An 11298-nucleotide genomic window follows, 5' to 3' on the forward strand; every position below is an offset into this window, starting at 1 on the left:
GGCAGATTGTTGTCGGTGAAGGGAAAAACAAGCGCGTTGTATGGTCAACATTGGACGAGCGTAACTCACAGCGCAGAGAATAGTGGTCTCAATGGTGGCATCCTCAACTCGCCATACAGTTGTCTTCGTGCAATCTAGGGGCCCGTAATCGTCTTTCTCGCCTCTAGGCGGCTATTCAGCTTGATACATTCCATCAGATTCAGTGCACGTGTCTTTCTCTGGTGATCGAGGCTCGCAATCCAGATTGGTACAGTTCGCGCGTGCCGCGAAGGTCGGCGTTCCGCCCCTTACTACCAGCGTTTCTTGACCACGAGTGATCCCCTGCGTTACCGCGTTGGGCATGTGGCCGTCCGGACCGAAAGCCACGTGACGCAGGCAGCGTTCGGGGCGCGTCCTGCCTCCGCTTTCTCCCCCCTCAGCCCGGGCTCATGCCCCGCAGGCGTTCGGAGCGGCGGCGCAGCATCTCGACCACGGTGAGCAGGCAGATCGAGATCGCCACCAGGATCGTCGCCACGGCGAGGATGGTCGGGCTGATCTGTTCGCGCAGGCCGGTGAACATCTGCCACGGCAGCGTCTTTTGCCCGGCGGAGCCGACGAAGAGCACCACCACAACCTCGTCAAACGAGGTGATGAAGGCGAACAGGCCGCCGGAGATCACGCCCGGCAGGATCAGCGGCATCTGCACCCGGAAGAAGGTGGTGACCGGATCGGCGCCCATGTTGGCCGCGGCGCGGGTCAGCGAGCGGTCGAAGCCCACCAGCGTCGCGGTCACGGTGATGATGACGAAGGGGATGCCCAGCGCCGCATGGGCCAGCACCACGCCGAAATAGGTGCCCTGCAGCCCGATGCGGGAGTAGAAGAAGTACATCCCCGCCGCCGAGATGATCAGCGGCACGATCATCGGCGAGATCAGGATCGCCATGATGGCGCGGCGGAACGGCACATGCTCGGAGCTGAGCCCGATGGCCGCCAGCGTGCCGAAGCTGACCGAGAGCAGCGTCGCCACCGGCGCGATCATCACCGAGTTGCGCAGCGCCTGCTGCCAGTCGTCATTGGTGAAGAAGTCCTTGTAATGCTTGAGCGAGTAGCCCTCCGGGTCGAGCCGCAGCATCTCGGGCGTGAAGGTGAAGAAATCCTCGGCGTTGAAGCTGAGCGGCATCACCACCAGGATCGGGGTGATCAGGAACACCAGGATGGCACCGCAGATCACCCGGAAGGTAAAGTGCCAGAGCACCTGGCCCGGGGTCAGGTAGGGCGGCAGCTTGGCGCGGTAGCGGCCCTCGTATGTCCAGTAGATGAACCAGCCGAAGAACCAGCCGAAGGCGAGGCCGAGGATCAGCCCCGGCGTGCTGCCGATCAGGAAGCCGCCGATCGTGAAGAGCACGACGATGCCCCAGCGCACCGCCCTTTCGTTGTCGAGCAGCCGGGTGGCGGCCAGCGCCAGGACTGCCAGCAGCGCGGCGCCGGCGACGATGCCGAGCAGGCCGCTGCCCTGCGCGGTGCCGATGAAGAGGCCGGCAAAGGCCCCTGCCGCGGCCACGACGGGCACGTAAAAGGTGACGGGTGTGCGGAAAATCGGGGTCAGTGCGGCCACGTCTCAGCCTCCGTTTCGGTTTTGCGCCGGCGCCGCGGCGCGGTGATGGCGGGGTATGCTGATGCCGGTCATCGCCCTAGCCCAGCTTCACGTTGTCGATGCCGACGATCTTGTCGTAAACCCAGTAGAGCAGCATCACGGCGGCCAGCAGGATGGAGCCGAGCGCGGCGGCCAGCCCCCAGTTGAGCGAGGACGAGATGTGATAGGCGATCCGGTTCGAGATGAAGGTACCGGTGGTGCCGCCGACAATCTCGGGCGTGATGTAATAGCCAATCGACAGGATGCAGACGAGCACCGAGCCGGCGCCGATGCCCGGCACGCTCTGCGGGAAATAGACCCGCCAGAAGGCGGTCCAGTTGGTGGCGCCGAGCGATTTCGCCGCGCGCAGGTAGGTCGGCTGGATCGTCTGCATCACCGAGTAGAGCGGCAGGATCATGAACGGCAGCAGGATATGCGTCATCGCCACGATGGTGCCGAACTGGTTGTTGATCATCACCAGCCGGTCGGCATCGCCCACGATGCCGAGCCAGACCAGCGTATCGTTGATCACGCCCTGCTGTTGCAGCATCACCTTCCAGGCCGAGGTGCGCACCAGAAGCGAGGTCCAGAACGGCAGCAGCACCAGGATCATCAGCAGGTTGGCGGTGCGCGTCGGCAGGTTGGCCAGGATCCAGGCCACCGGGTAGCCCAGCATGATGCAGGACAGGGTGATCACCATCGACATGAAGATCGTGCGCTTGAACAGCTTCATGTAGATCTGCTGGTTCTCGGGGCGCGCTTCGATCCCGTGCGGGGTTTTCTGCATGTCCACCGAGTTCAGGAAATAGCCGGGGGTATAGTTTGGCGCGAAGGCCTTGATCGTGCCCCAGACCTCCGGATCGAGCCAGTCTTTGTCGGCATCGGCGAATTGTTCGGACAGGGAGACGGTATCGAAATCTCCGACCGCGGCGGCAATCTGGGCGATGCGCGCGTCGGCGGCGCCGGTGCCGCCGGTTTCGCGCAGGTCGAGGTAAAGCGTGGTGAAGAGGACATCCTCGATATCCTCCTTGGCCGGGTCGTCGCCCTCGGACAGCTGGTAGGCGGTCCAGCGATCCCAGCTGCGGGCGGTGAAGGGCAGCGCGGCGCGATTGGCGTCGCTTTCCATCATCGCGACCCAGGTTGCCGGATCCTCCCAGCTGGGGTCCAGCGCGGTGATCTGGTCGGTATAGGTGTCGGTGTCGAAGCGGCCGACGCGGCGGCCGGTCTTGCGGAACAGCGACGACACGCCGGTTTTCTCGTAGTTCAGGCGGGTGCCGAGTCGGGTGTGCAGCTTTTGCGCCTCGGCGATGAAGAGATCGACGTAGAGCGCGGCGAACACCGGATCGGCGGGCGGCACACCGCCCTCGGAATCCCAGTCCTTCAGGGCGACGACGGTTTCGGGCAGCGTTTCGGAGACAATCTGGTTCTCGACCGAGCGGAACAGCATGTCGGCGATCGGCGCGATGAAGGTGAGCAGCACGAAGATCAGCAACGGCGCGATCAGCGCCAGCGCGCGCATCTTCTGCCTTCTGAGGGCGCGGGCGAGGCTGCGCTTGAGCGGGGTGCCGTCGGCGGCCAGCACCGGTCCGGCTGCCTTGCCCCCGGGGGCGTGCGCCGCTTCGCGCGCGTCGAGCGAGGCGGCTTCGTGCAGCGCGTCTTCGGGGGTGGGGGCGTCGGCGGTCTGTTGGCCGGTGCTCTTGAGGTCGCTCATCTATGTGCCCTCCGCCGCGGCGACGGCGGGGCCGGTCGCGTGGCGTTGAAGTTCCGTGCCCCGAGGGTGCCGGGGCGGTTGTCCTGCGGTGCGTCCGTTGCCCGTGGGCAGGGCGCCGTGGCAGGCCGGGGGTGGATGGGCCCGGGGCGGGCCCATCCGGCAATCGTCACGACAGGGCCTTACTGGGCCAGCCACGCCTGGAACTTGGCGTCGATGTCGTCGCGATAGTCGGCCCAGAACTCGTAGTTGTAGAGGAACGTGTTCTTGGCGTTGTTGGGATCGGTCGGCATGTGCGGCGCCATGTCGATGCCGAGATCGGCGTGCTTGCCGACCAGCGGGGCCGAGGAGGCACGGGCCGGACCGTAGGAGATATACTTGGCCTGATCCGCCAGACGCTGGGTGTCGGTGGCGAACATGACGAAGTCCTTGACGCGAGCCAGGCGATCGGCCGGCAGACCGGCGGGGATGATCCAGCCGTCAAGGTCGAACACCTGCGCGTCCCAGAGCATGGCGACCGGCTGCTTCTGCTCTTCGATCACCGAGAACAGGCGGCCGTTGTAGGTGGAGCCCATCACGATCTCGCCATCGGCCAGAAGCTGCGGCGTATCGGCGCCGGCGGACCACCAGATCACGCTGTCCTTGATGGTGCCGAGCTTGGCGAGGGCCTTTTCCTGCCCCTCGGGAGTGGCCAGCACGTCATAGACCTCGTCCTTGGCGACGCCGTCGCAGAGCAGGGCCCATTCCATGTTGTTGATCGGGCGCTTTTCAAGCGAGCGCTTGCCCGGGTAAGTCTCGAGGTCGAATACGTCGCAGATGTCGTCCGGCGGGGTATCGCCAACCAGATCGGTGCGATAGCCGAAGGCGGTCGAGTAGACGATCTGCGGGATGAAGCAGTCGGAGACGATCAGGTCACCGAAGTCGTCCCCGGCCGAGGTGCCATCGGGCGCGGCGGCCAGCAGGTCGTCGGGGTCATATTCCATCGCCAGGCCCTCGTCGCACAGGCGGATGGCGTCGGCGGCGACCACGTCGACCAGATCCCATGTGACGTTGCCGGCCTCGTTCATGGCGCGCAGCTTGGCCACGGCCTCGGCCGAGCTTTCGTCCCAGACGACTTCGACGTCGGGGTGCATTGCCATGTAGGGTTCGGAGTAGGCGTTGACCTGGGATTTCTGATAGGCACCGCCCCAGCTGACCAGGGTCATGCTGTCGGCCATGTCCGCTGCCATCGCCATCGGGGCGAGCAGGGCCGTACTGGCGGCCAGTGCGGCAAGGGATTTGATTTTCATATTAGATCTCTCCTTGTGGTTATCGCGTTGAATTGATCGCGTTTCCTTGTTTCTCCCCCGGTCTGAGCGCCGGGGTTGGGGCACCTGGGTGCCTCTCACGCGTCGAGCGCCCGGCAATCCTCGGGGAGCCAGCCGATCTCGATCTGTTCACCCGGCTTGAGCCGGACCTGATCGGGTGCGTTGCGCGACTTGATGATGAAATCGTCGTTACCGGCAACGCTCAGGCGGGTGCGGAACACGTCGCCCATGTAGATGAATTCCTTGACCGTCGCCTTGAGCAGATGCGCCCCCTCTTTCAGACGGTCCTTCTGGAATTCCACCCGCTCGGGGCGGATCGACACCTTGGTGCGCTCGCCTACCGCGTTGACGTTGACCGGCATGCAGTCGATCACCTCGCCATCGTCGAGCTGCACCAGCGCCAGCTTGTCGCTGAGTTCCTTGACGGTGCCCTCGAGCGTGTTGTTCTCGCCGATGAACTGCGCGACGAAGCTGTTCTGCGGGCTTTCATAGAGCTCGTCCGGCGGAGCGATCTGCTGAATGCGGCCGTCGTCGAACACCGCCACGCGGTCGGACATGGTCAGCGCCTCGGTCTGGTCGTGGGTGACGTAGACCACGGTGATGCCGAGGCGGTGTGCAAGGTCGGTGATCTCGAACTGCATCTTTTCGCGCAGCTGCTTGTCGAGCGCGCCGAGCGGTTCGTCCATCAGCACCAGTTCCGGCTCGAACACCAGCGCACGGGCCAGCGCGATCCGCTGTTGCTGGCCGCCCGAGAGCTGCGCCGGGCGGCGGCCGCCGAAGGCGCCCATCTCGACCATGTCGAGGGCGCGCTTGACCTTGGCCTCGCGGTCCGATTTGCCGATCTTGCGGACCTCGAGCGGGAAGCTGAGATTCTCGTTGATCGTCATGTGCGGGAACAGGGCGTAATTCTGGAACACCATGCCGATGCCGCGCTTGTGCGGCGGGATGTTGTTGATCGGTCGCCCGTCGAGCTTGATCTCGCCATGGGTGGCGGTCTCGAACCCGGCGAGCATCATCAGGCAGGTGGTCTTGCCGGAGCCCGAGGGGCCGAGCATCGTCAGAAACTCGCCCTTGGGCATGGTCAGGTTGAGGTCTTTGACGACAAGCGTCTCGCCATCATAGCTCTTTTGTACGCGCTCGAATTCGACGAACGCATCGTTGCTTGATGTATCGGCCAAGAGTGGCTCCCCGTGATAATCGTTATTATGCGATCTGCGCCGCTTTCTGTCTTGAAATAAAACCTGTTAGCCGCCGTTGTGCAACCCGTTTGAGAAAAAAGGACTGGAACGGTCCTGTTCGGGGGTGGGTCTTTCCGCCTCTATAGTGGGTGAAAAAACCGGCGCCACAACATGATGCGGTGCATATTTTTTCAGCGGGCCGGTTTGGCGGTTCGCGCGCTCTGCTCTGGGGAAAAAAATATTTGTAGGGGCGGTTGCTTGTGTCCATATGGGCCGACTCCATGACAGTTTCACGAGGCGCAAAATGACTGTGATCGACCTGCCTTTTTCCCATGGCGAATACCGGCGGCGGCTGGATCTGACCCGCCGCGAGATGGCCGAACGGGGCCTGGATGCGCTGTTTGTCACCGATCCGTCGAATCAGGCCTGGCTGACCGGATATGACGGCTGGTCGTTCTACGTGCACCAGGGGGTGATCGTCCTGCCAGACCAGGATCCGATCTGGTGGGGCCGCAACCAGGACGCAAACGGCGCGCTGCGCACGATCTGGATGGAGCGGGATCGAATCTGGGACTATGCCGACAATTACGTGCAATCGACCGAGCGGCACCCGATGCAGGATCTGGCCGCCCGGCTGGCGGGTCTGGGCCTGGAACAGGGCCGGATCGGCGTCGAGATGGACAATTACTATTTTTCGGCCAAGGCCTTCGAGACGCTCTCGACCACGCTGTCGCAGGTGTTCTGGGTGGATGCGACGGCGCTGGTGAACTGGCAGCGCGCGGTCAAGTCGGCGCCGGAGATCGCCTTCATGCGCAAGGCGGCGGCAATCTCGGAGAAGATCGTGGACGGGCTGCTGGAGCGGGTCGAGCCGGGCGAGCCCAAGAACGAGGTGGTGGCCGAGATCTTTCGCGATGCGATTCGCGGGGTCGAGGGGGCCTGGGGCGACTACCCGGCGATCGTGCCGCTGCTGCCCTCGGGGCCGGATGCTGCCGCGCCGCATCTGACCTGGAACGGCAAGCCGTTCGAGACCGGACAGGCGACGTTTTTCGAGGTCTCGGGCTGTTACCGGCGCTATCACACGCCGTTCTGCCGGACTATTTTCCTCGGCGAACCGCCGGATTTCCTGCTGCGCGCGGAAGCGGCGCTGATCGAGGGGCTGGAGGCCGGGCTGGAGGCGGCGCGGCCGGGCAACCGGGCCTGTGACATCGCCAATGCGCTGGCCGAACCGCTGGAACGGGCCGGGATCGAACGCGGCGCACGCTGCGGCTATCCGATCGGGCTGAGCTATCCGCCGGACTGGGGCGAGCGGACGATCTCGCTGCGCTCGGAGGACGAGACCGTGCTGGAGCCGGGCATGACGTTCCATTTCATGCCGGGGCTGTGGATGCTTGATTGGGGGCTGGAGATCACCGAGAGCATCCTGATCCGCGACGAGGGGCCGGCCGAGACCTTTTGCAACCGGCCAAGAAAGATGTTCGTCAAACCATGAGCGCGCGGCTGACCGAAACCGTGGCGCTGCTGGAGCGCCTGATTTCCCATCCGACGGTCTCCTCCGACAGCAACCTGGCGATGATCGCAGAACTGGCCCAGCGGCTGGAGGAGGCCGGCGCGCGGGTGGACCTGTTTGCCGATCACAGCGGGCACAAGGCCAACCTTTTTGCCACGCTGGGGCCGGAGGGGCCCGGCGGCATCGTCCTGTCGGGGCATACCGACGTGGTGCCGGTGGAGGACCAGGACTGGAGCAGCGACCCCTTTGCCCTGCGCGAGGAGGACGGGCTGCTTTACGGGCGCGGCAGTTGCGACATGAAGGGGTTCATCGCCGCCGCCACGGTGATGGCGGGCGACTATGCGCAGGCCGATCTGCGCCGGCCGGTGCATTTCGCCTTTACCTATGACGAAGAGGTCGGCTGCCTTGGCGCCCGGGCGCTGGTGCCAGAGCTGGAGAAACGCGGGCTGCGCCCGGCGATGGCGGTGATCGGCGAGCCGACGTCGATGCGGGTGATCGAGGGGCACAAGGGCTGTTGCGAGTACACGGTGCGCTTTGCCGGGCTGGAGGGGCATGGCTCCTCGCCCGAGCGGGGGGTGAACGCGGCGGAATACGCGGCGCGCTATGTCACGCGGCTGATGGAGCTGCGCCAGGCGCTGATGCTGCGCGCGCCCGGCGACGGAAGATTCGACCCGCCCTGGACCACGCTGAACGTCGGCCGGATCAGCGGCGGGGTGGCGCATAACGTGATCGCCGGCAAGGCCGAGGTGGAATGGGAAATGCGCCCGGTGCAGGACGGCGACGTGGATTTCGTCAAGGAGGCGGTGGCGGCCTATGTCGATCACGAGCTGCTGCCGGCGATGCGCGCGGTCTGCGACGAGGCCTGGATCGAGACCGAGGTGATCGGCGAGGTCGCCGGGCTGCTGCCGATGGAAGAGAACGCCGCCCGCGACCTGGTGGCGCGGCTGGTCGGGGCCAACGGGGCGCATGTGGTGCCCTTCGGCACCGAGGCCGGGCTGTTCCAGAAACTGGGCACCTCGGTGGTTGTCTGCGGGCCGGGTTCGATCGACCAGGCACACAAGCCTGACGAGTTCGTCAGCCTCGACCAGATGCGGGCCTGCCTTGAGATGCTGGAGAAGCTGGGCCGCTCGGCGGTGCTGGTGGGCGAGTAGCGGCAGGCGCCGGGGCGGCGGTGCAAGGCAGGTATCAGGGGAGATTTTGGAGCGGGCGGCGGGAATCGAACCCGCGTCATTAGCTTGGAAGGCTAAGGTCTTACCACTACACAACGCCCGCTCGGCGCCGGTAGTCCTAGGCAATGCGCAGGGCGCCGTCAAGGGCGCCTTTCGCGGTCAAACCGGGCCATGGGGGGCGCCGGAGTGCCCCCGAGGTGATCGAATCCGGCCGGATCAGCGCCGCACCAGCTCCTCATAGGCCTGGGCGATGTCACGGGTGAGCGCGCCGACCTCGAAGGTGTAATCGGCGATCTGGCCGACCGGGGTGACCTCGGCGGCAGTGCCGGTCAGCCAGCATTGCTCGAACCCTTCCAGCTCATTGGGTTCGATGTGGCGTTCATAGACCCGGATTCCCTTTTCCTTGAGCAGGGCGATCACGGTCTGGCGGGTGATCCCGTTCAGGAAACTGTCGGGCAGCGGCGTATACACCTCTCCATCCTTGACGAAGAAGATGTTGGCGCCGGTGCATTCGGCCACATAGCCGCGATAATCCATGAACAGCGCGTCCGAGAATCCCTGGGCCTCGGCGGCGTGCTTGGACATGGTGCAGATCATGTAGAGGCCGGCGGCCTTGGCGTGCACCGGGATCGTCTCGGGGCTGGGCCGTTTCCAGCGCGAGATGCCGATCTTGGCGCCCGTGGTCTTGGCGTCGCCGTAATAGGCGCCCCATTCCCAGCCGGCCACCGCCAGGCGCACCGGGTTGCGCGCCGCCGAGACGCCCATATCCTCGCCCGCGCCACGCCAGGCCACCGCGCGCACATAGGCGTCGGTCCAACCGTTGGCCTTGAGCATTGCATATTTCGCCGCCTCGATCTCTTCGACCGAATAGGGGATCTCCATGTCCAGAAGCTGTGCCGAATTGCGCAGCCTGCGGGAGTGTTCGACGCCCTTGAAGATCTTGCCGCTATAGCACCGCTCGCCCTCGAATACCGAGCTGGCATAATGCAGCGCGTGGGTCAGGATATGTACGTTCGCCTCACGCCAGTCAATCAACTGGCCATCCATCCAGATCTTGCCGTCGCGGTCATCATATCCCGACATTGCACATTCTCCATTCTTCTGTGCGTTTCCTTTTGTTGCAATTTTACGTCCGGGTCGGACATAAAGTTGCGCAAAAGATGCGATTCGATATCGGTCCGGTCTTGGAATGTCAATAAGACTGACGTAAAGTCGGAGTGACGCGGTAAGAAAGGCTGCCAGCAGGGATGGGCACAACCATGACGGACGGGCGCACGGCGCAGGTGCACAGTGGCGAGAGCCTGCTGTTTCTCACCGACGAGCAATTGCGGCAGGGCATCGAGGCGATGTTCTTTGCCTATCGCGGGTTCACCGCCGATCCCGACCGCATCCTGGCCGAGCTGGCCTATGGCCGGGCGCATCACCGGGCGATCCATTTCATCAACCGCGCGCCGGGCACCACGGTGAACAACCTGCTGGCCATCCTCGGCGTGACCAAGCAGTCGCTGAACCGGGTGCTGCGCACGCTGATCGCCGACGGGCTGGTGGAAAGCCGGGTCGGCACCCTCGACAAGCGCGAGCGCCATCTCTTCCTGACCGAGGACGGGCACGCGCTTGAGGCGAGGCTCTCGGACGCCCAGCGCGCCCGGATGCGCGTCGCCTTCCGCGAGGCCGGTCCGGAGGCGGTGGCGGGGTTCCGCAAGGTGCTGGAGGCGATGATGGATGCCGACATGCGCCGCTGCTACCTGCGGCTGAAGGACAACAGCGGATGAGTGGGATGGACGCCCATCTGCTGATCGTGGACGATGACGAGCGGATCCGCGATCTGCTGAGGAAGTTCCTGATACGTAACGGGTTCCTGGTATCCGTTGCGCGCGACGCCGCACATGCGCGGCGGGTTCTGGCCGGGCTCGAGTTCGACCTGATCGTGATGGACGTGATGATGCCGGGCGAGGACGGGGTGAGCCTGACCCGGTCTCTGCGCGAGACGCTGGGCACGCCGATCCTGCTGTTGACCGCGCGCGGTGAGACCGAGCACCGGATCGCCGGGCTGGAGGCGGGGGCCGACGATTACCTGGCCAAGCCGTTCGAGCCCAAGGAACTGTTGCTCAGGATCAACGCGATCCTGCGGCGGATGCCGGACATCCCGGCGGCGCAGACGGTGCCCAAGATCCTGTCCCTCGGCCCGATCCGCTATGACATCGAGCGCGGCGAGATGTGGCGGGGAGAGGACCTGGTCCGGCTGACCGCCACCGAAAACCAGCTGATGCGCATCTTTTCCGCCTGCCCGGGCGAGCCGGTGAGCCGCGCCAAGCTGGTCGAGGACCTGGGCCGCGACCGGGGCCAGGCGCAGGAGCGGGCGGTGGACGTGCAGATCACGAGGCTGCGGCGCAAGATCGAGACCGACCCGAAACAGCCGCGCTACCTGCAGACGGTGCGCGGGGCGGGTTACATGCTGGCGCCGGATTGAGGGAGGAACTTCTTGACCGCTTCCAATATTCCAAAAGCCTTTGTCATCATGCCGTGCCGGACGGTGGCTCTTTTTTGCATCGAGAGCCACCAAAAGCCATAAGACAAGAGGGGTCGCCTCGATACGGCTGCGGGTGTGGTATCCGGTCCATCGTTTCCAGAACGCCCTGCCATGGTATCGCGTGGCCCGGAGAATGTCGTTGCGGACCACTGCAGCCGGGCAGTCCTCTTTCCAGGGCCGTCCGTTCTTGCGGATCGGGATGATCGCGGTGGCGTCGCGCTCGATGATGGCGGCGTGGCAGCGGCGGGTGTCCTAGGGGATCCGGACGGCCAGGGTCTTCTGCCTGC

At 64.9% G+C, this 11298-nt stretch carries 9 protein-coding genes, 1 tRNA gene and 1 pseudogene; 4 read left to right on the forward strand and 7 right to left on the reverse strand.

All coding sequences use genetic code 11. The features are described from left to right. Positions 1-415: 415 nt before the first annotated feature. From P1U75_RS05360 to P1U75_RS05375, 4 genes are all read right to left on the reverse strand, one after another. Positions 416-1594: an ABC transporter permease gene (locus tag P1U75_RS05360; RefSeq protein ID WP_300240656.1), complete on the reverse strand. Its 1179-nt coding sequence runs from the start codon at positions 1592-1594 to the stop codon at positions 416-418. Between the two features lie 76 nt (positions 1595-1670). Further along, a complete protein-coding gene (locus tag P1U75_RS05365; RefSeq protein WP_300240658.1) occupies positions 1671-3323 on the reverse strand; it encodes an ABC transporter permease in 1653 nt (550 codons plus the stop codon). Between the two features lie 179 nt (positions 3324-3502). Continuing rightward, on the reverse strand, positions 3503-4609 hold the full coding sequence (locus tag P1U75_RS05370) for an extracellular solute-binding protein (protein WP_300240660.1): 1107 nt from the start codon (positions 4607-4609) through the stop codon (positions 3503-3505). A 95-nt stretch (positions 4610-4704) separates the two neighbouring features. Continuing rightward, positions 4705-5805 carry an ABC transporter ATP-binding protein gene (locus tag P1U75_RS05375; RefSeq protein ID WP_300240662.1) on the reverse strand — a complete coding sequence of 367 codons (1101 nt, stop codon included), beginning with the start codon at positions 5803-5805 and terminating at the stop codon, positions 4705-4707. Positions 5806-6109: 304 nt separating this feature from the next. On the opposite strand from P1U75_RS05375, the gene P1U75_RS05380 reads away from it, so the two are divergent. Together P1U75_RS05380 and argE are read left to right on the forward strand one after the other, a co-directional pair. Further along, the gene (locus tag P1U75_RS05380) at positions 6110-7294 is read left to right on the forward strand and encodes a M24 family metallopeptidase (RefSeq protein ID WP_300240665.1); all 1185 of its coding nucleotides are present in this window, start codon (positions 6110-6112) and stop codon (positions 7292-7294) included. After that, positions 7291-8463, forward strand: coding sequence for an acetylornithine deacetylase (argE, locus tag P1U75_RS05385; RefSeq protein ID WP_300240667.1), 1173 nt, complete (start codon positions 7291-7293; stop codon positions 8461-8463). Before P1U75_RS05380 ends, argE begins: the two co-directional genes overlap by 4 nt. Positions 8464-8510: 47 nt before the next feature. Here argE and P1U75_RS05390 read toward each other — a convergent pair. Further along, positions 8511-8584: transfer RNA gene (locus tag P1U75_RS05390), tRNA-Gly, on the reverse strand. A gap of 113 nt (positions 8585-8697) precedes the next feature. Next, positions 8698-9564, reverse strand: a complete 867-nt coding sequence (locus P1U75_RS05395; RefSeq protein ID WP_300240669.1) for a branched-chain amino acid aminotransferase — start codon at positions 9562-9564, stop codon at positions 8698-8700. A 176-nt stretch (positions 9565-9740) separates the two neighbouring features. On the opposite strand from P1U75_RS05395, the gene P1U75_RS05400 reads away from it, so the two are divergent. Together P1U75_RS05400 and P1U75_RS05405 are read left to right on the forward strand one after the other, a co-directional pair. Continuing rightward, positions 9741-10253 (forward strand): MarR family transcriptional regulator, encoded by a 513-nt coding sequence (locus tag P1U75_RS05400; RefSeq protein WP_300240671.1) that lies wholly within the window; start codon positions 9741-9743, stop codon positions 10251-10253. Beyond that, positions 10250-10951 (forward strand): response regulator, encoded by a 702-nt coding sequence (locus P1U75_RS05405; protein ID WP_300240673.1) that lies wholly within the window; start codon positions 10250-10252, stop codon positions 10949-10951. The genes P1U75_RS05400 and P1U75_RS05405 overlap by 4 nt, the downstream gene beginning before the upstream one ends. A gap of 88 nt (positions 10952-11039) precedes the next feature. On the opposite strand, the pseudogene P1U75_RS05410 reads toward P1U75_RS05405, so the two are convergent. Beyond that, positions 11040-11263, reverse strand: a pseudogene (locus P1U75_RS05410) (IS5/IS1182 family transposase); the annotation flags it as partial. Positions 11264-11298 lie beyond the last annotated feature (35 nt).

Origin of the sequence: Antarcticimicrobium sp. (assembly GCF_029212575.1) — a bacterium.
In the GTDB taxonomy this organism is placed as follows: Bacteria; Pseudomonadota; Alphaproteobacteria; order Rhodobacterales; family Rhodobacteraceae; genus Antarcticimicrobium.